Annotated in this window: 25 protein-coding genes; 11 read left to right on the plus strand and 14 right to left on the minus strand. The window is 70.3% G+C overall.

Features of this window, described 5'->3' with window-relative positions; genetic code table 11:
- Positions 1-172: 172 nt before the first annotated feature.
- Complete coding sequence (locus NGR01S_RS10400) at positions 173-934, minus strand: ankyrin repeat domain-containing protein (RefSeq protein WP_063035979.1); 762 nt, start codon at positions 932-934, stop codon at positions 173-175.
- A 153-nt stretch (positions 935-1,087) separates the two neighbouring features.
- On the opposite strand from NGR01S_RS10400, the gene NGR01S_RS10405 reads away from it, so the two are divergent.
- The 3 genes from NGR01S_RS10405 to NGR01S_RS10415 are packed head-to-tail and all read left to right on the plus strand — an operon-like array spanning position 1,088 to position 2,837.
- Positions 1,088-1,918: a nucleotidyltransferase domain-containing protein gene (locus NGR01S_RS10405; protein WP_063035980.1), complete on the plus strand. Its 831-nt coding sequence runs from the start codon at positions 1,088-1,090 to the stop codon at positions 1,916-1,918.
- A 32-nt stretch (positions 1,919-1,950) separates the two neighbouring features.
- The gene (locus tag NGR01S_RS10410; protein ID WP_063035981.1) at positions 1,951-2,295 is read left to right on the plus strand and encodes an ArsR/SmtB family transcription factor; all 345 of its coding nucleotides are present in this window, start codon (positions 1,951-1,953) and stop codon (positions 2,293-2,295) included.
- Positions 2,292-2,837, plus strand: coding sequence for an SRPBCC domain-containing protein (locus NGR01S_RS10415; RefSeq protein WP_063035982.1), 546 nt, complete (start codon positions 2,292-2,294; stop codon positions 2,835-2,837). Before NGR01S_RS10410 ends, NGR01S_RS10415 begins: the two co-directional genes overlap by 4 nt.
- On the opposite strand, the gene NGR01S_RS10420 is transcribed toward NGR01S_RS10415, so the two are convergent.
- Positions 2,805-3,866: a zinc-binding dehydrogenase gene (locus tag NGR01S_RS10420; protein ID WP_084480624.1), complete on the minus strand. Its 1,062-nt coding sequence runs from the start codon at positions 3,864-3,866 to the stop codon at positions 2,805-2,807. The two genes, NGR01S_RS10415 and NGR01S_RS10420, sit on opposite strands and share 33 nt — an antisense overlap.
- A gap of 170 nt (positions 3,867-4,036) precedes the next feature.
- Here NGR01S_RS10420 and NGR01S_RS10425 point away from each other — a divergent pair, with 170 nt between their 5' ends.
- A complete protein-coding gene (locus NGR01S_RS10425; protein WP_063035983.1) occupies positions 4,037-5,083 on the plus strand; it encodes an NAD-dependent epimerase/dehydratase family protein in 1,047 nt (348 codons plus the stop codon).
- Positions 5,084-5,125: 42 nt separating this feature from the next.
- On the opposite strand, the gene NGR01S_RS10430 is transcribed toward NGR01S_RS10425, so the two are convergent.
- Genes NGR01S_RS10430 through NGR01S_RS10440 form a run of 3 tightly spaced genes read right to left on the minus strand, consistent with a single transcriptional unit; the run spans position 5,126 to position 7,553 of the window.
- Positions 5,126-6,469 carry an RNA polymerase sigma factor gene (locus NGR01S_RS10430; RefSeq protein WP_084480626.1) on the minus strand — a complete coding sequence of 448 codons (1,344 nt, stop codon included), beginning with the start codon at positions 6,467-6,469 and terminating at the stop codon, positions 5,126-5,128.
- Entirely contained in the window at positions 6,466-6,837 is a 372-nt protein-coding gene (locus tag NGR01S_RS10435) for a YciI family protein (protein WP_063035984.1), read from the minus strand. The genes NGR01S_RS10430 and NGR01S_RS10435 overlap by 4 nt, the downstream gene beginning before the upstream one ends.
- A 59-nt stretch (positions 6,838-6,896) precedes the next feature.
- On the minus strand, positions 6,897-7,553 hold the full coding sequence (locus tag NGR01S_RS10440; RefSeq protein WP_063035985.1) for a DUF998 domain-containing protein: 657 nt from the start codon (positions 7,551-7,553) through the stop codon (positions 6,897-6,899).
- Positions 7,554-7,713: 160 nt separating this feature from the next.
- Here NGR01S_RS10440 and NGR01S_RS10445 point away from each other — a divergent pair, with 160 nt between their 5' ends.
- From NGR01S_RS10445 to NGR01S_RS10455, 3 genes are all read left to right on the plus strand, one after another.
- A complete protein-coding gene (locus NGR01S_RS10445) occupies positions 7,714-8,142 on the plus strand; it encodes a hypothetical protein (RefSeq protein ID WP_063035986.1) in 429 nt (142 codons plus the stop codon).
- A 162-nt stretch (positions 8,143-8,304) separates the two neighbouring features.
- Complete coding sequence (locus NGR01S_RS10450) at positions 8,305-8,913, plus strand: TetR/AcrR family transcriptional regulator (RefSeq protein WP_063035987.1); 609 nt, start codon at positions 8,305-8,307, stop codon at positions 8,911-8,913.
- The gene (locus NGR01S_RS10455; protein ID WP_063035988.1) at positions 8,910-9,500 is read left to right on the plus strand and encodes a GNAT family N-acetyltransferase; all 591 of its coding nucleotides are present in this window, start codon (positions 8,910-8,912) and stop codon (positions 9,498-9,500) included. Before NGR01S_RS10450 ends, NGR01S_RS10455 begins: the two co-directional genes overlap by 4 nt.
- A gap of 39 nt (positions 9,501-9,539) precedes the next feature.
- Here the strand turns inward: NGR01S_RS10455 and NGR01S_RS10460 are convergent, their stop codons facing one another.
- The 3 genes from NGR01S_RS10460 to NGR01S_RS10475 form a co-directional block, all read right to left on the minus strand.
- Positions 9,540-10,448, minus strand: coding sequence for a polysaccharide deacetylase family protein (locus NGR01S_RS10460; RefSeq protein WP_063035989.1), 909 nt, complete (start codon positions 10,446-10,448; stop codon positions 9,540-9,542).
- 4 nt (positions 10,449-10,452) lie between these two features.
- Entirely contained in the window at positions 10,453-11,196 is a 744-nt protein-coding gene (locus NGR01S_RS10465) for a sensor histidine kinase (protein ID WP_063035990.1), read from the minus strand.
- Positions 11,197-11,396: 200 nt separating this feature from the next.
- Positions 11,397-12,800 (minus strand): hypothetical protein, encoded by a 1,404-nt coding sequence (locus NGR01S_RS10475; protein ID WP_245664549.1) that lies wholly within the window; start codon positions 12,798-12,800, stop codon positions 11,397-11,399.
- Positions 12,801-12,923: 123 nt separating this feature from the next.
- Between NGR01S_RS10475 and NGR01S_RS10480 the strand changes: the two genes are divergently transcribed.
- From NGR01S_RS10480 to NGR01S_RS10490, 3 genes are all read left to right on the plus strand, one after another.
- A complete protein-coding gene (locus NGR01S_RS10480; protein WP_063035992.1) occupies positions 12,924-13,595 on the plus strand; it encodes a glycosyltransferase family 2 protein in 672 nt (223 codons plus the stop codon).
- 62 nt (positions 13,596-13,657) lie between these two features.
- Entirely contained in the window at positions 13,658-14,326 is a 669-nt protein-coding gene (locus tag NGR01S_RS10485; protein WP_063035993.1) for a TIGR04282 family arsenosugar biosynthesis glycosyltransferase, read from the plus strand.
- Between the two features lie 20 nt (positions 14,327-14,346).
- Positions 14,347-14,967 carry a methyltransferase domain-containing protein gene (locus tag NGR01S_RS10490; protein WP_245664515.1) on the plus strand — a complete coding sequence of 207 codons (621 nt, stop codon included), beginning with the start codon at positions 14,347-14,349 and terminating at the stop codon, positions 14,965-14,967.
- Between the two features lie 14 nt (positions 14,968-14,981).
- Here NGR01S_RS10490 and NGR01S_RS10495 read toward each other — a convergent pair whose 3' ends face one another.
- The 3 genes from NGR01S_RS10495 to NGR01S_RS10505 all read right to left on the minus strand — a co-directional run bounded on the left by NGR01S_RS10495 (position 14,982) and on the right by NGR01S_RS10505 (position 19,123).
- Positions 14,982-15,479, minus strand: a complete 498-nt coding sequence (locus NGR01S_RS10495; RefSeq protein ID WP_063035994.1) for a nucleoside deaminase — start codon at positions 15,477-15,479, stop codon at positions 14,982-14,984.
- 185 nt (positions 15,480-15,664) lie between these two features.
- Positions 15,665-17,428 (minus strand): cutinase family protein, encoded by a 1,764-nt coding sequence (locus NGR01S_RS10500; RefSeq protein ID WP_063035995.1) that lies wholly within the window; start codon positions 17,426-17,428, stop codon positions 15,665-15,667.
- Positions 17,429-17,530: 102 nt separating this feature from the next.
- A complete protein-coding gene (locus NGR01S_RS10505) occupies positions 17,531-19,123 on the minus strand; it encodes a putative glycoside hydrolase (RefSeq protein WP_084480741.1) in 1,593 nt (530 codons plus the stop codon).
- 119 nt (positions 19,124-19,242) lie between these two features.
- Between NGR01S_RS10505 and NGR01S_RS10510 the strand changes: the two genes are divergently transcribed.
- Positions 19,243-20,262 carry a polysaccharide deacetylase family protein gene (locus tag NGR01S_RS10510; RefSeq protein ID WP_063035996.1) on the plus strand — a complete coding sequence of 340 codons (1,020 nt, stop codon included), beginning with the start codon at positions 19,243-19,245 and terminating at the stop codon, positions 20,260-20,262.
- A 194-nt stretch (positions 20,263-20,456) separates the two neighbouring features.
- On the opposite strand, the gene NGR01S_RS10515 is transcribed toward NGR01S_RS10510, so the two are convergent.
- The 3 genes from NGR01S_RS10515 to NGR01S_RS10525 all read right to left on the minus strand — a co-directional run bounded on the left by NGR01S_RS10515 (position 20,457) and on the right by NGR01S_RS10525 (position 24,415).
- Positions 20,457-21,362, minus strand: a complete 906-nt coding sequence (locus NGR01S_RS10515; RefSeq protein ID WP_281179731.1) for an aldo/keto reductase family oxidoreductase — start codon at positions 21,360-21,362, stop codon at positions 20,457-20,459.
- A gap of 109 nt (positions 21,363-21,471) precedes the next feature.
- Entirely contained in the window at positions 21,472-21,669 is a 198-nt protein-coding gene (locus tag NGR01S_RS10520; protein ID WP_030519143.1) for a DUF8691 family protein, read from the minus strand.
- Positions 21,670-21,781: 112 nt separating this feature from the next.
- On the minus strand, positions 21,782-24,415 hold the full coding sequence (locus NGR01S_RS10525) for a winged helix-turn-helix domain-containing protein (RefSeq protein ID WP_157107198.1): 2,634 nt from the start codon (positions 24,413-24,415) through the stop codon (positions 21,782-21,784).
- Positions 24,416-24,485: the final 70 nt, after the last annotated feature.

Genomic DNA, 24,485 nt, shown 5'->3' on the forward strand with positions numbered 1-24,485 from the left:
ATACCGCTCGACGAGAAAGAGGTTGTGGCTGTGCGCCGATACTCGAGACCCCGCCCGGGAAGCGTTCCGGATCCCGCACCACAGCGGAATCCGGAGCCTTCCGCATCCTCCCCGGCCGCGGCGGCCCGGCCGTGCCGGACCGCGCCGGTCGGGGAGGACGCACCCGGGGACATCACTCAGGACCGATGGTTTCCTGCCGGTCGCCGCGGCCACCGAGCAGTTCGGCGATCAAAGCGTGCCCGTCCTGCATCGACGTTTCCCCGCCCCGCTCGCCGTCCCCGTACCGCAGGGTGATCACGTCGGTGCCGTCCCCGGCGGGGCGGCGATGCACGCTGTACTCGCGATCGGGCCCTGCCCACTGCTCCGCGAGCAGTGTGACCGGGTCGGCCGCCGCGAGCCCGGTCGCGATGGCCAGGGGTGTGCGCCCCCGCTCGTCCGCGCGGGCCGGATCCGCGCCGTGGGCCAGCAGCGATTGCACGATCCCGTAGCGTCCACCCTGGGCGGCGATCGTCAGCGGAGTGCCCGGAATCTCGGGATCGGCTCCCGCTGCCAGCAAGAGCTCCACCGTGTCGCGGTGTCCGTTGCGGACCGCCCACAGCAGCGGTGGCGTCCCCGGACCGGTCTGTTCCGGATGTGGCGGCTCGGGTGTATCCGGGTCGGCTCCGGCGGCCAGGAGCGCCGTGACGACACCGGTGTGATTCCAGCACGCGGCGGCGCACAACGGTAGTCCCTCGTCGTCGCCCCCGCCGCGCAGTTGCGGGTCGGCGCCGTATGCCAGCAGCAGGTATACCGCTTCGGTGGCACCCTGTACCGACGCCCGGTACAGGGGAGTGGTTCCGTACTCGTCCGGCTCGTCGGGGTCCGCCCCGGCTTCCAGTAACTCACGAACCCGCTTCGGCCCCACCCACGAGACCGCTGCCACCAGATCTGTCACGAATCCATTAGAGCCGGTGGGTCAACCGGATATCGTGGCTCGGGCCGGCTCGTGGATCGCGCCCGGCCGCGGGCGGTGACGGTTTAGCCTGGGCGATATGACCGATCGACGCCGAGAAGTGTTCCGCGCCGGCGGACGCTACCCCCGCGACCTGTGACCGGCCCCGGCGCGGCGGAGTCTGCCCGGTCGATTCCGGACGAGGTCGGGCCATATCTGACCGAATTGATCCGGCGGGCGCACGCCGTCTACGGCGATCGGCTCCGCAGTGTGTTCCCGATGGGATCTCTGGCCCTCGGGGACTATCGCCACGGTCGCAGCGATATCGATATCACGGTGGTCGTGGACCCCGGCGGACCCGAGCGGCTGCCGCACGAGCTCGCCGAAGTACTGGCCCATCCCGGTTTCGATTGCCCCGCCGCGGGCCTCGAGCTGGTGGTCTACGACGCGGAGTTCGCCGCGTCGGGCGCGCCGGAACCCGGATATCTGCTGAATCTGAACACCGGTCCGCTGCTGCCCGCGGTCGCGGATTTCGATTCCGTGGGGGCACCGGCGTTCTGGTATGTGATCGATCGCGCGGTCGCCCACCAGAGTGGGCTGCCGCTGTTCGGGCGGCCGGTGCGCGAGGTGCTCGCCGCTCCACGCCGGCTCGATGTGCTCGTCGCGGTGGCGGCGTCCGTGGACGAGCACGCGTCCGGTGCCGGGCATCTCGCGGACAATCGGGTGCTCAACGGTTGCCGGGCCGTGTACTTCTGCCGCACCGGCCGCTGGGTGGCCAAGCGGGAAGCCGGCCGGGCGATCGTGGCGGCCGGGGACGCGTTCGATGGGCTCGTGGGCGAGGCGCTGCGCAGTTTCGAGCGGCCACGGACGCGGGCGACGGAGCTGTCCGCGGCGCAGGTCGGCGAATTCTCGGCCTGGGTGGGCCGGACGGTGGCCGCGGCTGTAGGACGGGAAGCCGCCGGAGGGCCGGCGTTCGATATGCCTTGACAGGAATATTCCTCTAGGGAAATATAGCTCGCGTGGCACGTGATGTCTTCGAGGTACTGGCCGACCCCACCCGGCGGCGGATACTCGATCTGCTGCGCGACGGGGAGCGCACGGTCGGTGAACTGGTGGATGCGCTCGGCGCGGCCCAGCCCAATGTGTCGAAACATCTGCGCATGCTCGACGCGGCCGCGCTGGTGCGCGTCCGGGTGGACGGCCCGCGCCGGCACTACGGCCTCGCACCCGCCCGGCTGCGGGAAATCGATGCGTGGCTGGCGCCGTTCCGGCAGATCTGGGCCGACCGCCTCGACGAATTCGAGCGGTATCTGGACACGATGCCCGACGACGAAGGACCCGACGAACCCAGAGGAGTGAAATGACCGGCGCAACCGAGCGTCTCGGTGAAGTCCTGCGCGACGGTGATCGCGTGGGTACCCGCTACGAACGCACCCTGGCGCATCCACCGGAGAAGGTCTGGCGGGCGCTCACCGAATCCGAGCATCTGCGGCACTGGTTCCCCGCGGACATCATCGGCGAGCGCCGCCCGGGCGCCGAGGTGCGGTTCCGCTTCTGGCCGGAGGCGGTCGACCGGGCGAGCGAAGAGCTGACCGCAGCGGGAGTCGCGCCGGAGGACCCGGTGCTACCGGGCCGTATCCTGACCTGGGAACCGCCGCGTCTCTTCGAGTTCCTCTGGGACGACGAGCATCTGCTGTTCGAGGTCGTGCCCGACGGTGCCGGGTCCCGGCTGCTGTGCACGGTCTGGTTCGGTACCCCGGGGCCGCACGGAATATCGGGGACCGCCGCCGGATACCACATCTGCCTGGACGCGCTGGTGCATGCGCTCGATACCGGCTCGGCCGGCGAGCCGAACCGGGCGCTGATCCTCGCGCTAGAGCGCCGATACGCCGAGGTTATCGGCTGAATCGGTAGTGGCCGCGCGGTATTCGGCGGGAGGTCGGACCCGCAGCATGGTGCGGCCGAGCGCGGAGCGGTTCTCGATGGCGGCGTGGGCCGCGGCGGCGTCGGCCAGTGGGAAGGTCTGTCCGATGACGACCTCGAGTTGCTCGGTGGCGAGCAGTTCGAGTATGCGGCCGGCGTGACGGGCCCGGCTGTCGTTGCCGACGTTCAGGTCGTACAGGCTGAGGACCTCCACTCCGCGCTCGCGGGCGTTGTCGGCTCCCGCGGCGGCGAATTCACCGGCCGCGGCTCCGTACCCGATGAAGAGACCGTCGCCGGGCACGATCCGCAGCGCGGCATCGCCCGGGTCGCCGCCCGCGCCGTCGAACACCACATCGGGTCCCCGGCCGCCGGTCGCGGCCAGTGCTCGGTCCGTCCAGCCGGTCTCGGAGTAGTCGATCGCGGTCGCGGCCCCCAGCCGCCGGGTGAGCGCGAGTTTCGCCTCCCCGCGGGCCGCGGCGATCACCTGCGCTCCGGCCCGGTGGACGAGCTGGGTGAGCAGAGTGCCGAGACCACCGGCCGCGGCGGTGATCAGCACTCGTTGATTGGGCCGGATACCGGCGCGTTCGAAGGCCGCGAGCGCGGTATGGCCGTCGTGGACCACCGCCGTCGCCCGGTCGATATCCACGCTGCCCGGTATCCGGTTCAGTTGCTCGGCACCGGCGAGCGCGTATTCGGCGTAGCCGCCGATGGGCAGACCGCCGCCGACGCCGCCGGCCACGGTCCGTGCGGTCACCCGGGCGCCCGGCAGCGTGGGGTCGACACCCGGGCCCACGGCCGTGACCACCCCGCCGACAGCGCCGCCGGGTACATAGGGCGGCTGCACGGCGAAGTAGTCGGTGCCCCATCCCGACCGCAGCCGCGTATCGAGGAACATCACATCCGCCGCGGCGACGCGTATCAGGACCTGGCCGGGGGCCGGTTCCGGGACCGGCAGCTCCCGCATCTCCAAGACGCCGGGTCCGCCGAATTCCTTTACCTGTATTGCCTGCACGATGTCACTCCTCGGGTTCGACAACCGGTGAACTCGACCAGTCTGAAACCTTCACATAGCTTCAGGTCAAGGCGGCATGGCGCGGCCGGGTGCGCGGACGGGTACGACGAAACCGTGACATCCGCGTCCGGCTGCCCGATCCGGGGCCCTCGGACGGGCAGGATCGGGGTATGCGAGTACTGCTGACCGGCGCGGCCGGATTCATCGGTTCCCATATCCACGCTGCCCTGCGGGCCCGCGGCCACGAAGTGGTGGCGGTCGACCTGATGCTGCCCGCGGCGCACGGACCCGGGGCGCAGCCGCCGGCAGGTGTGCGGCGCGTGGATGTCCGCGATGCCGCCGGGCTCGATGTACTGCTACCCGGTATCGACGTGGTGTGCCATCAGGCCGCCGTGGTGGGCGCCGGGGTCGATGTCCAGGACGCGCCCACCTACGCCGGGCACAACGACTACGGCACCGCGGTACTGCTGGCCGCGATGGACCGCGCCGGGTGCGGCCGGCTCGTCCTGGCATCCTCGATGGTGGTCTACGGCGAGGGGCTCTACCGAGGACCGGACGGAATCGTGGACGTGGCGGGGCGTCGGCCCGAAGACCTCGCGGCCGGCCGATTCGAACACCGGCGGCACGGCGAAGCGCTCACCTGGGCACCGGTTCCCGAGGACACACCGGCACGGCCCCGGAGTCTGTACGCGGCGAGCAAAGTGGCGCAGGAACACTACGCGATCGCCTGGGCCGCGGCCACCGGCGGTACGGTCACCGCATTGCGCTACCACAACGCGTACGGACCCGGAATGCCCAGGGATACCCCGTATTCCGGGGTCGCGGCGATCTTCCGGTCCGCCCTGGCGGCGGGCCGGGCGCCGCAGGTGTTCGAGGACGGCGGGCAGATGCGGGATTTCGTGCACGTCACCGATATCGCCGCGGCGAACGTGGCCGCCGTCGAGGCCGCGCTGCCCGGGGTCGAGTCGTTGAACATCTGTTCTGGACATCCCATCTCCATCGGTCATGTCGCGCGGACCCTGGCCGCCGCCCACGGCGGGCCGGAACCCGTGGTCACCGGTGCGGTGCGATCGGGAGATGTGCGCCATATAGTCGCCGATCCGGCGCGCGCCCGGCAGCTGCTCGGGTTCACCGCGCGTATCGACCCGGCCGTCGGCCTGACGGAATTCGCCTCCGCGCCATTGCGTCCGGCCGCGGCGGGCGCCACGATCGGCTGACGACCGCCGAAGACCGCCTCGGACTTCTCACCGGCCGGGCAGCTACTCGGTCTCGGGCGGCAGAGCCCACCGGCCACTCTGCTCGGCCCGGGTCGCGCTGACCTGTCGCGGTTCGCCCGGCCGGGAATCCCGGGGCCGAACTCGATCGAGCGATGAGGAGGTCTGGTCGGCTTTGTGGTGGAGGTAGCGCTGTTCGACGTGGTTGTCGGTGAGGTCGGCGGCTCGGCGGAAGAGTTCGGCCGCGGTGGTGTGGTCGCCGGTTTGTTGTAAAAGGTGGGCGCGGACGGCGTGTTCGCGTTGCTGGGTGAGGGGGTTGCGGTCGAGGTGGTGACGCCGGTTCAGGTCGTCGAGCAGGGCCAGGCCGCGGGCGGGGCCGTAGGCGTGGGCGACGGCGACTACGCGGGCGAGTTGGACCGGTGGTGTGGGGGTGAGGCGTTCGAGCCACAGGTAGAGCATGGCAATCTGGGGCCAATCGGTGTGGCCCGGTTCGGCCGCGGCGTGGACGGCGGCGATCGCGGCCTGGAGCCGGTAGGGGCCGGCCGGGTCGCGATTCCAGACGCTGTCGATGAGTGCGGTTCCCTCGTCGATCATTTCGCGATTCCACTGGGATCTGTCCTGCTGGACCAGGGGTATCAGTTCGCCGGCGTCGGTGCGTGCCGCGCACCGGGATTCGGTGAGCAGCATGAGTGCGAGCAGGCCTGTTGCCTCCACGTCGTCGGGTGCGGTGGCGTGCAGCATCCTGGCCAGCCGGATGGCCTCACCGGTGAGGTCGACGCGGGTGAGGTCGGCTCCGGCGGTCGCGGTGTAGCCCTCGTTGAAGATGAGATACAGCACCTGGCGGACCGCGGTCATCCGGCTGTCGCGGTCGGTACCGGTGGGGAGTGTGAAGCGGGCGCCGGCCTTGGCGAGTTGTTGTTTGGCGCGGCTGATCCTGGTGCCCATGGTGGCTTCGGTGGCGCCGTAGGCATGGGCGATCTCGGCGGTGGTGAGACCACCGACCGCGCGCAGGGTGAGCGCCACCCGGGAGGTGTGGCCGAGCGCGGGGTGGCAGCACAGCAGGAGCAGGGTGAGACTGTCGTCGGTTCCGCCGGCCAGCGTCGCCCGTCCGGGTTCGGCCATGGCCAGTTCGGCGGCACCGGTTTCCAGCTCACGGCGGCGGCGGGCCTGGTCGGAGCGCAGCAGGTCGACCATTCGCCGGTAGGCGATGCGGATGAGCCGGCTGCGCGGATCGTCCGGGACGCCTTCGACCGGCCACGTGCGTGCGGCGGCCAGCAGCGCTTCCTGCACCGCGTCCTCGGCGGTGTCGAAGCGGCCGAAGCGGCGGACCAGCGCACCGAGGACCTGCGGCGCTTCGGCGCGCAGCAGGTCCTCGATTTCGCGGGTCACGCGGTGAAGTCCTCGCCCATGATCGGGCGGATCTCGATCGGTTCGCCGAGCGCTTCGACAATGCGGGCGGTGATCTGCACGGCTCGTTCGTGTCCGGCGACATCGATCACCGCGAAGCTGGCCAGCACCTCCTTCAGCTCCGCGAACGGTCCGTCGGTGGCGACCACGCCGTCGGCGGTTCTGCGCACGGTGGTGCTGACGGCCGGGTGACCCAGCCCCTCGGTGCCGACCAACTCACCGGAGGCGAACAGTTCCCTCTCCAACTGCTGATAGGTGGCGAACGCGGCCAATGCCTCCGGCGAGGGAGTGTCGGCGGAGGCGGCGTCCCACGCGGCGGCCGGGGTGTAGCCGAGAAGCAGGTATTTCACTGAGATCCTCCGATGTGGTGGGTTCTCGTCACGGTAACCGGTGTGCGAGCGTGCCCGGCTCAGGCGACGTGGCGCCGCCGGGACAGCGCCATCACGGTAGTCCAGGTGAAGGCGACCGCGCCGTTGATCGCGATCTGGACGCTCATGTACTCCGGTGACATCGGTACCAGCAGGATAAGTCCGGCCACGGCGCTGGCCACGGCGGGCAGGACCCGCCGCCGGCGAGCGCACCGCACGCTCAGGACCAGAGCCGCGATCGCGAGCGCGGTGAAGGCCACCGCGGCCGCGGCCGAGTGCGCGATGCTGTGCCAGGACATCTGCGCGACCGGCTCGTCGGGAGTGCCGGCCGGGAAACCGTTCTCCGGGTCCATGGTGAACACACCCGCCGCGACCAGCCCGACTCCGAAAACGCCCACCAGGATCGGTAATGCCCGCCGCCCGGTTCCTTCGGTGAGCGTGCGGCCGATACCGGCGGCCAGGGCCAACGCACCCACCCCCGCGGTGATGAAGGTGAGGATCTGGATCCAACCGAGATCGCCGGTCGCGAGCTGACTGATCGGATGCCGGGTGATATCGAAACCCTCGCGGGTGAGCATCTGGGTGATCGCCGAGACGAAGAACAGGGGGCCGGCGGCAGCACCCGCGAGCAACAGGCCCTCGGACGCCCGGCCGCGAGCGCAGACGGTGACGGTTGGGGTGGTGGTTGGGCTGGTCATCGGGTTTTCCTTCCTCGGTAACGGGTTGTTGCTGCTACCTCGGAACCGCCGGACAGATCTCGACACCACAGGCGAGTGATTCAGGTCACGGTCGATAGATGTCGAAGACCACGTGCCGGCACCGAGGTGGCAGCGAACAACCCACCCACAGGAGGACGAAATGAACGACATTCAGCAGCAGCCCACCCCCGAACTGCGGGCACTGGACCGCCTCGTCGGCACCTGGACGGTCCGCGGAGGAGCGGAAGGAACCGTGCGCTACGAATGGATGCCGGGCCGGTTCTTCCTGCTCCAGCACGTCGAGCTCACTCAGTACGGCGAACCCGTCACCGGCATGGAAGTGATCGGCAACCTCCGCCCATTCGGTGAACCGACCGGGCCCGATGTGGCCTCGCGGTACTACGACTCGGCCGGCAACACCTTCGACTACATCTACGAACTGATCGGTGACACGCTCACCATCTGGGCCGGCGCCAAAGGCAGCCCCGCGTACTACCGCGGTGCCTTCGACGCCGAGGGGACCACGGTCACCGGCGAATGGGTGTACCCCGGCGGGGGCGGATACAGCTCGACCATGACCCGGATCTGAACCGGCGGCCCGGGTCGATCGGCGCCCCGTCACGGCCGTGACGGGGCGCCGATAACCATGAGATTCAGCAGTTGGGCTCGCGGCCGGTGTGCACGGAAGCGAGTGGGCCACGGAGGCGCTACTATGTAATGAACATTTGTTCATTACATAGATGGGGGAAGCGTGGCACGCACCGCTGAGCAGAGCGCGGCCATGACCGCGGCGACACGGAGCGCGGTGCAGACCGCGGCGGTGCGCGTTTTCGCCCGGCACGGCTACGCCGCATCGACCATCCGCGATATCGCGGTCGAAGCCGGTGTCGGCATCGGCACGATCTACCGGCACTACCCGACCAAGGATGCGCTGTATGCCGACCTGCTCGACCAGGCGCTGACCGGCCTCGTCGCCCTGACCGAGGAGCTGTCCGGCCCAGGAGGTCCGGTCGAGACGGTCCGGGAATTCACCGGCCGATACCTGGCCGGGCTCACCGCCGACGACGGTGCCGCGGAGTTCATGATCGCCATCAACCAGGGCGTCACCGCCGGCACCCCGGGCGCATCGATCGCTCGACTCCACGCCGCCCACCGCTCGATGCAGCACGCTTTCGAAGACCTGGTCCGTCGCGGCCAGGCGGCCGGCGAGTTCGGTCACGGTGATCCGGCACAACTCACGACCTGCTACTTCGCGATGCTCGGCGGTCTCACCTCGATCCGGGTAGGCCTGGGCGCCGAGTTCACCGCCCCGGACATCGATGTCGTACTCAAACTGCTGACAGAAGGACGAACTGGATGATCGAGATCGAGCACGGTGACAAGCTGGGCGAAAGTTTCCGGCGGCGGATCACCGAGGTGCTGGTGCGGGGCTTCGCCGAGGACTTCGCCTTCTTCTCGTCAGACCCGGAGAAATTGACCGCGGCGTTCGAGCACATGCTCCTGCTGGAGCGTTTCGTCGTGGCCCTGGCCGATGGCGAACCTGCGGCCATCGCATCGGTCACCACCGGCGATCAGGAGTGCTTCGCGCCCCGACTGCCGGAGTTCCGCCGCCACCTCGGGCTCCTGCACGGCACCATCAGCTACCCGATCGTGCGCTCGCAGTTCCTGGGCGCTCCCGACGAGGCGCGAGACGGGCTGGCCGAGATCGCCTTCGTCGCCACCGTACCCGCCTTCCAAGGGCGTGGAGTGGGTACCGCACTGATGCAACACATCATCGCTCTTCCCGGCTACGACGAGTTCGTCCTGCGCGAGATCAAGGATACGAACGCGCCCGCACTCGGTCTCTACCGCAAGTTCGGCTTCACCGAATACCACCGACGACCCGTCCGCTTCGCGCGCCGTGCCGGCTTCGGCCACTACCTCTCACTCCACCTGAAGAAGGCCTGAGCCGGCGAGATCGCCGGCAACGCCGGCCGGCGGACGCGTTCACCGGCCGACGCATTCGGGCCGGTCCGGGCGCTCGAACGGATAGCGCGCGCGGAATTCCGCCGCCGCCTCGGCCATCGTCACGAATTCGACCCCGGCGAAGCCCGCCCAGCGGTCCAGCAGGCGTTCGAGCATCAGCAGTACCTGTGGCCGTCCGGAGACGTCGGGATGCAGGGTGACCGGGATGACGGCGTAGTCCAGTTCCCGGTACACCCAGTCGAATTGGTCGTTCCACATCTGCTCGATCGCGCGCGGCGCGACGAAGCCGTGCGAGTTGGGGTGGGCCTTGATGAACATCATCGGCGGCAGGTCGTCGACGTACCAGTTGCCACAGAACTCGACCAGGTCGATCTCGTGTCCGTGCACGAGCGGTTTCATCCAGTGCGCGGCGGGTCCGGAGGTGTCGACAGGCGTCCAGGTGTCGCCGACGCGGGCGTAGAAGGGAACGAAATCGTTGTAGTTCTGCGAATGGTCGTAGGAGAAGCCGTAGTCGGCGAGGATGGACGCGGTGTGCTCGCTCATCTCCCACCACGGTGCGACATAACCCAGCGGCCGGCGGCCACCGAGTTGTTCGATGAGTTCCACGCATTTGGACATGACATCGCGTTCCTGCCGCGGGGTGAGCGCCCGCGGATTCTCGTGGCTGTATCCGTGGGCGCCGATCTCGTGTCCCGCCTCGACGCACCGGCGCGCTTGTGCGGGGAAGGTTTCGATGGAGTGCCCGGGCCAGAACCAGGTGGTCCGGATATCGCGGCGCGCGAACAGCCGCAGCAGGCGCGGCACCCCGACTTCGCCGGCGAATACGCCCCGTTGCATATCGTTGGGCGAATCCTGGCCGCCGTAGGAACCGAGCCAGCCGGCGCAGGAATCGACATCGATGCCGAGGGCCACCTGAATCTTCTTGTCCATCCGATCAACTCCTTCCGGTGGTCGGTGCCACGTCGTCGTACGGTTCCGGTCGGACGCCTCCCGGAGCGGTGTCGTCGACGGCGGCGGGTAGTGGTGCGGCGGGTTTGTCCGTGCGGGAACCGGTTCCGGCGCGCTCGGCGGCAATGCCAGGGGCGGCGTAGATCTCGTCGACGAGTTCGCGCAGGACCGGCGGGTCGAGGTCGAGCCGCGGGGTATCCGTCGCGCTCTTCGTCATCTCGAAGAGATCGTCGACCATTTGGGACAACCGCCGGGTCTCCCGGCCGATCAGCTCGGCGTATCGGGCGATATCGGCCGGGTCGGTCGCCGCGCTGTTGTCGAGCGCCTCGGTCACGGCCCGGATTTCCGCGAGCGGTGTTCGCAGATCGTGGCTCACCCAGGCCATCAGTGCGCGCCGCGACTGTTCGGCGGCGTGTTCCTGGTCGCGAATCCGTCGCTCCCGTGACCTTTGGCGGGACTGCTCTCGGCCCAGCAGTACGGCGGCCGGTCCGGTGACCGCGGCGACCAGCAGCAGGACGAGGAAGGTGCGCCGGAACTCGGCGGTGACCAGCAGCCCGCTCACCCCGGTGACAGCGGCCAGCGCGGCCAGGATCGGGAGGAGCACCAGGGCCGCGGTACACGCGGTGAGCGAACGCCGGCGGAGCACGCGCGCGACCAGGACGCCCGCCGTCACCACCGGCAGGGCACAGGCCACTGTGTAGACGATGATCTCCGGCAGGTCATCGGACACTGCTGCGCTCCGCGACGGCATCGAACCGGCTGCCGGCGCAGCGGTGGCCTCGGACGGCGTCGAGGCGGTGGCGGGGACCCGGCTCGGCGCGGCCGCTCCGGCCGGCTCCGGCGACCCCTACCGTGTGCCTGTTCCGATCGGGGCGGACCACGTCCGGTATCGGGAGGTGGCTGTCGGCCACGAGTATGCGCATGGATGCCTCACCAGTTCGTCAGCAGCAGATGGACCAGCAGCAGGGCCCCGGCGGCCTGGACGGCGAGCCAGGGGCGGACATGTCCGCGCGGTAGGAACGCCGTCGCCACGAGCAGCCACATATCGAACGGTAGCCAGATCCGTTCGGTCTCCGCCTTGCTCAACCCGCTGAGGTCGGCGGCGGCGACAGCGCAGACGGCGGCGGCGACCAGCAGGGCGGCCGGATCGAGTGTCCGCAGCCGGGACGGCGCCAGCGCCCGCGCGAGCGCCGCCGCTGTCGCGAGCCCGACCGCGCAGACGGTGGCGGCGAGATTGCCCCACCACCAGTACCCGTACGGGCGGGTGGCGGCGATGCCCTGGTAGTAGCGTTCGACCACGAGGTGGTAGCCGTCGAGCCACCAGAATCCGGCAGCCGTGAAACCGGCCACCACGATCAGCGCGCCCAGCACGGCGGGCAGCAGCGGCCGGAGTGTGTGGGCGCCGAGCAGTACCGCGACGGCGAACAGACCCATCAGGATCAGGCCGTAGTTCAGGTAGATCCCGAAGCCGAACAGCATCCCGGCCGCGAACGCGGCCGGGATCGCGGTGCGGCGGGCCATGGAGGGAGCGGGCGCCGAGTCGGAAACGGTCCTCGGTGCGTTCGCGGGCAGGTGGGTGGATCGCGCGCTCGCGGCGATGGCGAGCAGTGCCACCGCCCACGCGGCGACCCCGGCGAAGAGGGCGTCGGCGGAGACCGCGATCCAGATGGCCGCCGGCGCGAGCACCAGGAACGGCAGTGCCCGGCGGGCACGGTCCTCGGCGCCCAGGGCGCGCAACGCGACCGCCACCGCGATCGGCGCGCTACATCCCACCAGCACACAGACGATCCCCGCCCACGTGGACCCACCCAGGCCTATGCGGTCGAGGACGACGAAGAACAGCAGCGCGCCGGGCGGATGGCCGGAGACGTGCGTGGTCCATGAATCCGGTTGCCCGTCGACGATCCGGTCGGCGAACGAGGCCGGCATCGACGCGATATCGGTGACCCCGGGCACTTCGGCGAGGTATTCGTGACCGTCGGCGAGCCGTGCGGTGAAACCCCGCCGCCACCCGTCCACCAGGGCGAGTGCGAACGCCCACGCCACCGCGGTGAGATAACCGACGGTGAGCAGTCGCCGCCAGGGGAGCCGGCCGGCCGACGCCGCGCCCCGGGCGACCACGGTCGCCGCCAACACCAGCGCCGGGAGGGTGCCCCAGCCGATATGCGGCGACCAGTGGCCGAAAATGGGCGCGGCGGCGGCGAACAGGCTGTGCCGCCACGCTTCGCCGGCCAGTTGCGGAATGGTGAACGCGACCGCCACCAGCAGTGCCGCGCCCACGGTACCGAGCAGCTCGCCCCGGAACCGGGTGCGGGGGTCGGCGATCTCGATCAGCTCCGGCACAGAGGCCACCCTAGGCCGGTCCGGCCCCGACTCAGCGCATTCACCAGGATATTCGGACACGACGTCATGGTTTTGTCACAGGATTTCCGCCGCCGCGGGCTTAGCGTGGCACCCATGCCGACAGAGCACCGCGAACCGGCCGGGGTCACCGTGGTGATCCCGTGCCGCAACGAAGCCGAAGCGTTGCCGGCGGTCCTGGCCGCGCTTCCGGCCGGATATCAGCCGATCGTCGTCGACAACGGATCGACCGACGACACCGCCGCGGTCGCGACCGGATACGGCGCCCGGGTGATCGTCGAACCGCGGCCCGGCTACGGGGCCGCGGTACAGGCCGGTATCGCCGCGGCCCGCACCGACCTGGTCGCCGTCCTCGACGGCGACGGATCGATGGACCCCGGGGAGCTGCCCCGGCTGGTGGCCGAGATCCGCGCCGGTGCCGATCTCGCGGTGGGCCGCCGGCGGCCGGTCCGCGGTGGGGTGTGGCCGTGGCACACCCGGCTCGGCAATCGTGTCGTCGCCCGCCGGTTACGCCGCCGCTACGGCCTGCCGGTGCACGATATCGGGGCCATGCGGGTCGCGGGCCGGGAGCGGCTGGAATCGCTGGGCCGGTTGCACGATCGCTTCGGATATCCGCTCGAGCTGCTCGTCCGTGCCGCCGCGGCGCAGTGGGACGTGCGCGAGGTCGATATCAGCTACCGGGCGCGAGCCGGTGGGCGGTCGAAGATATCGGGGACGGCGCGGGGATCACTGCGGGCGACCCGTGATTTCCTGGCGGTCCTGCGGTGAGCCGGACCGCTGGGTCGCGGGTTCGGGGACCGGACTCCGGCGCGCGCGCCGGCGGCGCACCGGTGCCGGTGGCCTTGCTGGTGGTGGCCAAGGCACCGGTCGCGGGATACGCCAAGACCCGGCTGACCCCGCCGCTGACGCCGGTGCAGGCCGCCCGGCTGGCGGCCGCCGCACTACTGGACACACTCGACGCGGTGCGTGCCTGCCCGGTCATCCACCGGGTGGTCGCGTTCACCGGCGACCTGGCCGCCGCGGAGTTCGGTGGTGAGATAGCACGGCGACTGGACGATTTCGAGGTGCTTCCGCAGCGCGGCCCGGGTTTCGCGGTGCGGCTGGCCAACGCCCACGCCGATACCGCGCGGTCGGGGCTGCCGGTATTGCAGATCGGGATGGACACGCCGCAGCTCGACCCGCGCGTGCTCACCCACGCGGCCCGCACCCTGGTCGCCGGGGCCGATGCATTGCTGGGCCCCGCGACCGATGGCGGCTGGTGGGGGTTGGGGCTGTCCGATCCGCGGGCCGCGCGGCTGCTGGCGGAGGTGCCCATGTCCACCGCGGCCACCGGCGACCGCACCCGAAGTGTGCTGTGCGCGCACGGATACCGGGTCGGGACGCTGCCCGCCTTCACCGATGTCGACCACTACGCCGACGCCCTGCGGGTCGCCGCCGGTTGTTCCGGGCGGTTCGCCGCGGAGGTGGCGGCACTCGGCGCCGCCCGGGCCGCCCGGTGATCGGGCGGTTCGATCCGGCGTTGACCGGCCGCGACTGCTGGATCCGTTCCGCCGACGGTGATCGCACCCGGCTACCGACCCGCCGCTGGCTCGGCGGTGCCCGGATCTCCGCTGCCGACCGGCGGGTGGATTCGACTCTGGTCGGGTGTTGTGACGGGCCGACGGTCGATCTGGGCTGTGGGCCCGGCCGATTGGTGGATGCGCTGTGCCGCCGCGGGGTCATCGCGCTCGGCGTCGATATCTCGCCCACCGCGGTCGCGGTCACCCGGCACCGGGGTGCCCCGGCCGTGGCTCGCGATATCTTCGGACCGCTGCCGGGCGACGGCCGGTGGCACTACGCGCTACTGGCCGACGGGAACATCGGTATCGGCGGCGACCCGCGTCGGGTGCTGCGCCGAATCGGGGGCCTGCTCCGCCCGGGCGGCCTGGCTGTGATCGAATTCTCCTGTCCCGGAACAGGTTTCGGTGTCCGGCAGATCCGGCTGGAAACCCGTACCGAGGCCGGGGACTGGTTTCCCTGGGCGGAGGTGGGTATCGATCACGCCGCCCGGCTGGCGGGGGAGACCGGCTTCGAGCTACAGACCACGGCCGATATCTCGGGACGCCATATTGCCTGGTTGCGCAACGGCGCGCGCGGATGAGCCGGGCGGTGGTTTCACAACGCGGGGGGTTCGTCCGGGGCGAAACACTGCCGATAGAGTGCACGCATCTCCGGCTCCAACTCGGGTGCCGGACCCTCGGCGACCACACCGGGGGCCACCTGGGTGATCGGCAGGGCGGCCACCGGCGCCGCCGGAGCACCCCAATCACGTAACCATCCGGCGAGCCGACCGCTCGAGGTGGCGAACACGATACGGCCGAGTCCGACCCAACCGTGCGCGGCCGAACACATCGGGCAGTGTTCGCCCGAGGTGTACACCGTGGCCGCCGCGCGGTCGGCCGGGTCGAGGCGGGTGGCCGCCCAGCGGCAGATCTCGAATTCCGGGTGCCGGGTGTTGTCACCACCGGCCACGCGGTTGCGATCCTCGAACAGGACCTCACCGGTGGCGGCGACCAGGAGTGACCCGAACGGCTCGTCTCCGGCGGCCAGCGCCTCGCGGGCGAGGTCGACACAGCGGCGCAGGTGCTCCAGATCGTGCGCGGAAATCGTCATGGGCTTCATCTTCGCCGATGACGGCGCCCCACGGCGGTAGCGGTGGGCCGGAGCACCGAACGGCGGCCCTGCCCGGCCCGGATCGTGTGCGGCACCGTGCTCCCTGCTCCGGGCAGCGCACCATATCGGCCCGGCCCGGCCGCCCGGAGGACACCCGACGTGGGCCCGGCCGGTGCGGCGAAAGATCAGGGCGCCGCCGGTACGGCCGTGGTGGTGGTCTCCTGCGGTGTCGTGCTCGGTTGGGGCGCCTCCGAGCTGCTGTTCACCGCGACCTGCGGAGGCGTGGGACGGGTCGTCGCCACCGGTGGAGTCGCCGTTTCGGGAGTGGCCACGACGGTTCCGGTCTCGGTCGCCTCCGGCGTGCCGACGGGCGGCTCGGTGGTGGTGGTCCCGGCGGCCGGTGGCGCGGTCGTGGTCGCCGGGGCGGTGGTGGTCGGGGTACCGGTCGCCGGTTGCGTGGTCACCGGGGCGGTCCCGCTCGTTGTCGGCGCGGCCGTGGTGGTGGCCTTCGGTGCGGTGGTGGTGGGCTCGGTCGTGGTCTCCGCGGCCGCCCGGTAGGCGTCGTCGAGGTCCTCGGCTGTCGGGGCCGACTTCGTGTCCACCGGTTCGCCGGCCTGCGCCTGCTTCGCCAGATGGGTCAGCCAGGCCGCGGCGTATTCGGCGGAGGTGAGCGTTTTACCGTTCCCCGGGTCGGCGTCGCGCCAGTAGTCGAAGTGGTGACCGCTGGCATTGGGGCCGAGCGTGAGCTGATAGGGATCGGACAGGATCACCGGAATCGTGTTCTGGTTCGTGACGATCAGGCCGACGATCTCGTTGAGGACCTTCTGCGGCAGATAGGCCAGCGGGGACATCTGATCGGTCGAGATGGCGTCCGCCGGCGCCGGTGTGGTGGTCTTCCCGGGTTCGTAGGCCGGGTTCGAGACCCGCAGCAGCACCTCGAGGAAGGTTTCGTCGCCGGCCATCCAGTTGGGCTGCGACTGGATATCGGCCAGTGCCAGCAGCGTGACCCGGCTCAGCACCACCGCGACATCCTGGCCGGTGGCAGGGTTGAGGCCCTCGCGTTCGAGGGCGTCGACGTTCACCTGCCGCGCCACATTGACCACCAGTTGCAGCAGCGCGATATTGTCCGGCGCCGCGCAGGTGAGATCGCCGTCGGAGCAGAAGGAGGCGATCTTGCCGTTCAACGCGCCGAAATCGCCGCTGGTCCCGGCCACCGCGCCCTGACCGGGGACGGGTTTTCCGCCGTTCTGGTAGAGCTGATCGAAATTGTCCGGGTTGCCGTTCGGGTTCTGGGCGCCGGGGAACGGGCCGTCGCCCGCCGAGCGGCCGGAATCGGCGAGGATGACCACGCCGGTGACCTTGGCGGGGTCGACGATGGCATAGCCGCCGTCCTGTTGCTCCTGGTGACCGACCTCCAACGCCACCCGCCGGACCACATCGGCGCCCTCGCTGTACCCGACGATCGCGAACCGGGTATCCGGGCAGGCCTGCGCGATCTCCCGCATCACCTGCTGGGTGTTGGCGACACCGGTGGTGACGGCGTCCTCGTAGGTGGCCATGTTCGCGGGATAGGCGATATAGACGGCGGCATAGGAACCGGGGTCCACATCGTCGGCGGGCGCATTGACGACCGGGTCGACCCATTCGCTGCTGTGGTCGCCGGACAGCGCCGCGGGCAGCGGGTTGCCGTGGGCGTCCACCAGCAGTTTCGTGGTGCCCGCAGCCGGTGTATCGCCGCGCCCCGCCACCGAGATGGTGACCATATCGTGGCATTCGGTGACCGACGCCTTCAGCTGCGTATCGGAGTGCTGGGCCGGTGCGGTCACCGAGTAGGCCGCGGCCACCGCCGCCGCCACGCCGAGACCGGCGGGGGCCGCGATCGCCGCGGCGATCCGGTGCCGCGTCAGGTAGGTGCGTGCGCGCACCAGGTGATCACTGGGGAAAGCCATGTCCCGAGCTCCATTCGACTGCTGGTAAATGGACGGACAGGCCCCCCGACGGGCCATTGCGTCACCGGAGAAGTCGTGGCCCGGGTGCGCGGCGTTACGGTCTCACTTCGGGTCGAGCGCTCCCTCGTGATAGGACACCGACGGACTCCACAGGAAGAAGCTGTCGATACCGGTCCGGTAGGTCGCATCGATCTGCGCTCTGACCTGGGCATCTCCGTATTCCGCCCCGAGACTGAAGTCCTGCAACCAGGGAATCACCTTCGCGTTCGTGTCCGAGGTCACGGTCTGGAAATCCCGGAGCGCGGCCGCCACGATGTCGTAGGGCTGGTTGTTCGGATCGGCGACTCCGTACTCGCCGGTGTTCCAGTGCGAGGGGTAGATCATCGGCGCCACGAAATCCACCTGCTCGGCGATGAGCGGGATGTCCTGGGCGATCTGATCCGGCCGGGAGGCGGCGATACCGTAGACCGCCGCGCTGAGATGGGCGCCGGCGGTGTGTACGGGTTCCCGGGCCTGCCCCAAAAATCCGGCCACGGCGCGGGTCGCCGGCCCGGTGAGCCCGGGGAACTTCATACTCGAGAGGCTGCCGTCGGGCCGGCGGACGTAGTCGTACATGACTCCGTCGAAGCCCAGTTCGGCAGCCTCGACGGCGAGCGCGATATTGTAGGCCCGCACTTCGGGGTGGGCGAAGTTGGTGAACGCGATGGCGCCGTAGTGGCTGGAATAGGGTTGACCGGCCGGATTCTGGACCACCCAGTCGGGCCGCTGGTTGTGCCAGGCCCAGCCGGCCAGGGTGGGATCGCGGAAGGCCACGATCCGGCCGACCACCTGCACTCCCATATCGTGCAGCTGCCGCAGTGCGTCGCGGGCCCGGTAGATCGGGGTGGCGGCGCCGGTGCTGCGGGCCAGCGGGACCTGCGAGTCGTAACCGACGACGCCGTCCTCGTCCTTGATATCGAGCTGAACGGTGTCGATCCGGCCCTGCCGGGCCATGTCCAGCACCGATTCGCGCATGCCCGCGTGCGACCAGGCGTGAGCGGTCACATGCACCGCGCGCATCCGTGGCAGATCGATACCCGCGGCCAGCGGCCGACTCGTCTCGTTACCCGCCGCGTCGACGGCGACCACCGCGGCACCGGAGGGATGATGCGGCAACTCGGTCTCGAAGCCGCCGTCGGGTCCGGGGGTGAGCTGCTGCGCGCCGATCGAGACGCGCACTGCGTCGGGCGCCCGGCCGCGCACCGTGACGGGGTCGCGATAGGACTCCACGGCCGGCAGCGGCACCACGTCCAGTACCGGAGCGGTGGTGTCGACGGTGAAGGCCGCCGACGCGGCGGGTTCGTCGCGCAACCAGCCGAGCGGCCCGTCGGCCGGGATCCGCGCAGTGAAGGTGTGCTCGCCGTCGGCCAGACCCTCCGGGCGGTAGACCACCGTGTCACCCTCTACTCGGCCGGTGACCGTCCCACCGTCCACGGCCAGTTCCACCGCTCGCGGGTCGTGCCCGGTGGCATCCACCCGCAACACCAGATCTTCGAGGGCGGCGGCACCGACCGGACCCGGCGGTAGGCCGCTCAGCGGTAATGCGGGTGCCGGTGAACGACCGGCTCCGACGCCGACCGCGACCAGCACGACCACCAGGACAATACCGAAAGCCGAGACCACCAACCGCTTACGGTCGGCGGTCCGGAACCGCATGAGCACAACGCATCAACTCCCACGAACAACTGTCCCGTCAATATGGACAGATCGCGCCCGGCTCAATCTCTTTGCCGGAGATGGAACGTAAATCGTTGTCGGCACGTAACATTCGGGCGATGGTGCGGTTCCCGGGAGCATTCGTGCGGGCGGTCGTGGCGGCGGTGGTGTGCGCGGCGGTCACGGCCTGCGGCGGAACACCCGCCGCGGGGCCGCCGCAGACGACCCCGGCGGCCCCGCCGCCGCCCGCGGTGACCACCCCACCCCCGCCGGACCCGGCCGCCGTCGGCGCCGACGAGCTCGGGGTGGTCCCGATCCTGATGTACCACCAGCTCTCGCCCGGCCCGGCCGGCGAATACGACCAGACACCCGCCGAGTTCCGCGCCGAACTCGATCGGCTGTATCGGGAGGGCTACCGGCCGATCACCGCCGCGCAGTATGCCGCGGGAACCGTGGATATCCCGGCGGGAACTCATCCCGTGGTGCTCACCTTCGACGACTCCACCACCAGCCAGTTGCGCTTCACCACGGACGGCGTGCCCGTTCCCGATTGCGCCGTGGCCGTCCTGGAGGAATTCGCGGCCCGGCATCCGGACTTCCCCGCCCGCGCCACCTTCTATGTCACCGACGATGCCTTCGGCGGCGATCCGCGCGCTCTGTCGTGGCTGGCCGCGCACGGCTACGAGATCGGCGCGCACACCGCGACCCATCAGGACCTCGGCTCGCTGGACGCCGCGGGTGTGCAGCGCGAACTGGCGCAGAACGTGCGGACGATCGGTGCCGCCGTCCCGGGCACCGAGGTGCGCACCATGGCCTTGCCACTGGGCTCGTCCCCGGCCGACCCGGCTCTCGCTCTCGCGGGGAGCTGGGACGGTACCGGTTACCGGTTCGGGGCCGTGATGCTGGTCGGCGCGAACCCCGCGCCCTCGCCGTTCGGCGCGGTCGATCCCGCCGCGGTGCCGCGAATCCGGTCCGGCCTCGGGCAGGTGCCGTTCGACTCCGCCTACTGGCTCGACGAGCTGGCGGCGAACCCCGAAGCCCGTTTCACCTCCGACGGCGACCCGCAGCGGATCTCGTTCCCACGCGGTTCGGGCGGTGGCCTCGCCCCGCGCTGGGCCGGGCGGGCCGCCCCGTACTGAGGTGCGGTGTGTGCACCCGCCCCGGCCGGGCGACCTCCGGGCGCAGATCCCCGCTGCTGTGATCGGTGTCCGTGTTCGCCGTTGTAGTGGTCGTCCGGGCCGCGTGCTGCCGACTCGCCCCACTGTGCCGGTGCCCGCGGTGGCGACCGGTTGCCGTTATCCGGCGGGTCGTTCCCAGTATGTGGTCGCGTCGTTCAGCAGCCGATGCTGTCCAGCTCGGCCACGTCTTCGTCGGAGAGGATGAGCCCCGCGCCGGTGATGTTCTCGTGCAGATGCGCTGTCGACGATGTGCCGGGAATGAGCAGGATATTCGGTGAGCGTTGCAGCAACCAGGCCAGCGCGACGGACATCGGTGTGGCTCCCAGCCGGGCGGCGACGTTCGAGAGCGTTTCGGATTGCAGTGGTGTGAAACCGCCGAGCGGGAAGAACGGCACGTAGGCGATCTCGTCTGCGGCGAGGCGGTCGATGAGTTCGTCGTCGTGACGGTGGGCGAGGTTGTACATGTTCTGTACGCAGACGACCGGAGCGATGGCTCGCGCTTCCGCGACCTGTTCCGCGGTGGTGTTGCTGACCCCGAGGTGACGGATCAGGCCCTGCTGCCGGAGTTCGGCGAGGGTGCCGAATGCCTCGGCGAGCGACTCGGGCCGGGGGCCTTCGGCGTCGCCCATGCGCAGATTGACCAGGTCGAGCACTTCGACACCAAGGCGCTGGAGGTTCTCCCGGACCTGCTTGCGTAGGTCTTCGGGCCGCCGGGCCGGGGGCCAGCCGCCTCGGGCGTCACGGTTGGCGCCGACCTTGGTCGCGATGAACAGCGACTCCGGGTAGGGGTGCAGCGCCTCGCGGATCAGCTCGTTGGTGATGTACGGCCCGTAGGCGTCGCTGGTGTCGATATGGGTGATGCCGAGGTCGACGGCCTTGCGCAGCACGGCCAGAGCCGCGTCGTGGTCGGCGGGCGGGCCCATCACCCAGGGCCCCGCGAGTTGCATCGCGCCGTAACCGAACCGGGTGACGGTGGAGTCGCCCAGCGCCCGGGTACCGCCGGGGAGGAAGGTGGGAGGTGTGCGCACGGTGGTGCCTTTCATCGTGTATCGGGATGGCATTCGGGCCTCCCGCACGATTATCGGAGCGATGCTCTCTTCCGGGGAGTAGGCACTCGGAAGTGCGTAAGCCACCTACAGGTGCGAGGTGGGGTTCCGGTCGCCCCGGCCCTCAGTCGGGGAGCCGGCGCATCTCGAGCACGGTGAGTCCGAGATTGTCGATCCGGGCCAGCACGGCGCGGACTCCGGTCGGATCGGTGACCGCACCCGATAGCACCGTGGTGCCGTGGTCTCGGTCGCCGTCGAGTTCGGGGAAGGCGGCCAGTGCGCGTTCGGAGAGTTCGCCGTCGATGGTGAACTGGTATCGCATCGCCGTCTCCTGACTTCGGGACCGGTTGGACGGCGGTGCCGTCGTCGCGGATTCGAGTGTGCGCCGGTCACGCGACGCGGCACCTCGTCCGCACCGGGTGAACCCGGCCGCGTCAGAGCAGGCCGGTGCGGCGCGCCTCCTGCAGGGTTTCCATCCGGGAGCTGGTGCCGAGTTTGGTGTAGATCCCGCGCATATGGGTTTTTACGGTGTTGATGGAAACGCCGAGGTCGTCGGCGATGTGTTGGGTGGTCCGGCCGGAGGGCAGCTGGCGCAGGATCGTCAGCTCCGTCGCGGTGAGCGCGGGATGGTCGGCCCGCCGGCGGGCCTGATGACCGGCGCGCACCGCGTCGGCAAACGCGCTGCGGTGCCCGAAGCAGCCCGCGTAGTAGTCGAGCAGTTCGATGGTGCCCGGAACGTCGAAGAACGGCCGGGTGATTCGGTGGGTGGCGGCGATGCACAGGCCGTTGTCCACGGCTTCGCGGGTCTTGGAATCATTGCCCAGCTGGTGGTGGGCGTGGGCGTAGAGCAGCCACCCGGTCAGCTGGGTGACCGGGTGCAGGTTCGGGGTGGCCGTGAGTAGGGGTTCCACCTGGAGCACCACACCATGATGGTTACCGGAGGCCGCGGTGAGGGCGGCGCCGGACAGGACGGTATCGGGGGTGCGGCCCAGTACGGTGCGGGCGCGGTCGGTGAGATGCTGGGCGGTGGCGGTTTCCCCGGCCTCCAGCAGTGCCCATACCGCGGCGCCGACCAGGCCCCCGCTGAGCGCGGGCGGCGGATCGGCGTCGAGCAGCCGGCCGATACTGCGACGCAGCCGTTCCGCGGCGGCGCCCCGGTCGGCCGAATGTCGGCAGTCCAGCAGACTGCCCACCACATGCGGGAGCCAGCCGGCCACCGGCCCGGGCGTACCGTCACGCCGGATGTGCTCGGCGCACAGGATCCGGATATGCCCGGGCTGCGGTTCGATGCCCTGCAGATAGGCGCCGTAGGCCTCCAGGGCGGTGGCGTGCACGGTTTCCGGCAGATCCAGCAGATCGTGGTCGCGGGCGATGGCGCAGGCCCGTTCGGCGCGCTGGCGCATGGTCGTGATGGATCCGGCCAGGCCCGCGGTGACCGCGAGCCGGGTCACCGCGATGAGCCGGAGCCGGGGATGACAGCGGGAGCGTGTGCGGCTCAACGCGATCCGTAATCGTTCCTCGCCGCGGGCCAGTTCGCCGCGCAACGCCAGTGCCGTCCCGGTGGTCACCGCGAGGTAGCCGTCTAGATCGGGCCGGTCGGCGGGCGGCATCCGGTCGGGGAACATGCCGGTTTCGGTGGCGCTGCCCGTCGCCACCGCCAGTTCCGCGTCCACCGCGGTGGTCAGTGCCTCGAGCCGGTGCGGCCCGGCCAGCGAGAGCGGGTCGTCATCGGCGAGCAGCCGGGCACTGTCGCGGTAGGCCTGCGCCGAACCGCTGTCCCCATGTAGCAGGGCATCGGTGACCTGCAGCAATCGCAGATACGGATCGGCCAGGACATCGGGGGCGGTATCGGCCAGCGAATCGAACAGTGCCGCACCGTCGCCGGCGAACACCAGGGCCAGCGCGTGTTCGGCGAGGAAGCCGGCCAACGGCCGGTGATCGGCCACCGTGAGCAGATGGGGCAGCGCGGCGCGCAGTTCCCCGGCCGACATCAGCTGACGCGCGGCGCGCAGCCGCAGATCCGAGCACAGGTCGGTTCCGAGACGGTTCGCTTCGGCGAGGAAGTACGCGCGCAGCATCGGATGGTAGGTGTGCCACACCTTGCCGCCCCGCGTCAGCGAGGTCATCGGGAAGTTGATCCGGTCCAGTTCGTAGAGACAGTGCGCCGAACCACCGCCCACCATGGCGTCGGCGAGTTCCTCGGTGAACTCCTCGGCGATGCTGGTGCAGGTCAGGAACTGGCGCAGCGCAGGGGAGAGGGTGTCGATGAGTTCGCCCACCAGCAGGTCGGTGAACGCGTGCGGCGGCCGGGCGAGCGCGGTCAGGGCGTCGCGGTGCGCGCCGTTGTGGGCGGCGAGGTAGATCGCCGCGATCCGGACCAGCGCGGCCCAGCCCTGAGTGAGCGACATCAGCGTGCCCAGCGACTCCGGGTCCAACGCGCAACCGTGCTCGGCGCACAGCCCGGCGACCTCCTCCGGCGACAACGCCAGGTCCGGGCCGTTCCACCTGGTCAGCCGGGAATGCAGTTCCAGTAGATGCCACCGGATCGGGGGCTCGAACCGGGCGCACACCACGGTCGTCACCGTCGGCGGCGCGTACTGCAGGAAGTATTCGAGCCCGGCCAGCGCGAGCGGGTCGGTGATCAGGTGGGCATCGTCGATCACCAGGACGGTGGGCGTGGAATCGTCGGCGAGCGCGGCGATCACCGCCTCGGCCTCACCGACTCCCGCCGCGGGCTGTCCGGCGCCCGGACCGGAACTGCCCAGACGGGCACGCAACTCCGCCCACAGCGCGGTCTGCTCACGGATCGTGACCCAGGCGATCCGCGTGTCGTGATGGGAACGTGGCAGCCGGTGCGCGGCCCAGTCCGCGACGGCCACGGTTTTGCCGATCCCCACCGCGCCGCAGATCAGCAGGACCTCGCCGTTGCCGCGGTCGGCCACGGCATCCAGCACCGAGTGCAATCGTGGCCGGAACACCGGTGTGAAGGGCAGCACCGGGATGGGCGAGCGGGCCCGGGCCCGTGATACCGAGCGACCCGTCAGATCCAGTGTTGGCGAAGTGGTCACGGTGCCTCCCGAAGACGTCGTCCGAAACAGCACTAGCACGCACTCGGCCGCAGCCTACCGGAGCCGCGAG

The sequence above is a fragment of the Nocardia grenadensis NBRC 108939 genome (genome assembly GCF_001613445.1).
In the GTDB taxonomy this organism is placed as follows: Bacteria; Actinomycetota; Actinomycetes; order Mycobacteriales; family Mycobacteriaceae; genus Nocardia; species Nocardia grenadensis.

Bases quoted from the DNA above. Each gene is read 5' to 3' on its own strand.
- NGR01S_RS10415 (WP_063035982.1), top strand. From the start codon at position 2,292: ATGACCGGCGCAACCGAGCGTCTCGGTGAAGTCCTGCGCGACGGTGAT.
- NGR01S_RS10425 (WP_063035983.1), top strand. From the start codon at position 4,037: ATGCGAGTACTGCTGACCGGCGCGGCCGGATTCATCGGTTCCCATATC.
- NGR01S_RS10440 (WP_063035985.1), bottom strand. From the start codon at position 7,553: ATGACCAGCCCAACCACCACCCCAACCGTCACCGTCTGCGCTCGCGGC.
- NGR01S_RS10445 (WP_063035986.1), top strand. From the start codon at position 7,714: ATGAACGACATTCAGCAGCAGCCCACCCCCGAACTGCGGGCACTGGAC.
- NGR01S_RS10455 (WP_063035988.1), top strand. From the start codon at position 8,910: ATGATCGAGATCGAGCACGGTGACAAGCTGGGCGAAAGTTTCCGGCGG.
- NGR01S_RS10460 (WP_063035989.1), bottom strand. From the start codon at position 10,448: ATGGACAAGAAGATTCAGGTGGCCCTCGGCATCGATGTCGATTCCTGC.
- NGR01S_RS10480 (WP_063035992.1), top strand. From the start codon at position 12,924: ATGCCGACAGAGCACCGCGAACCGGCCGGGGTCACCGTGGTGATCCCG.
- NGR01S_RS10495 (WP_063035994.1), bottom strand. From the start codon at position 15,479: ATGACGATTTCCGCGCACGATCTGGAGCACCTGCGCCGCTGTGTCGAC.
- NGR01S_RS10500 (WP_063035995.1), bottom strand. From the start codon at position 17,428: ATGGCTTTCCCCAGTGATCACCTGGTGCGCGCACGCACCTACCTGACG.
- NGR01S_RS10505 (WP_084480741.1), bottom strand. From the start codon at position 19,123: ATGCGGTTCCGGACCGCCGACCGTAAGCGGTTGGTGGTCTCGGCTTTC.
- NGR01S_RS10510 (WP_063035996.1), top strand. From the start codon at position 19,243: ATGGTGCGGTTCCCGGGAGCATTCGTGCGGGCGGTCGTGGCGGCGGTG.
- NGR01S_RS10515 (WP_281179731.1), bottom strand. From the start codon at position 21,362: ATGCCATCCCGATACACGATGAAAGGCACCACCGTGCGCACACCTCCC.
- NGR01S_RS10520 (WP_030519143.1), bottom strand. From the start codon at position 21,669: ATGCGATACCAGTTCACCATCGACGGCGAACTCTCCGAACGCGCACTG.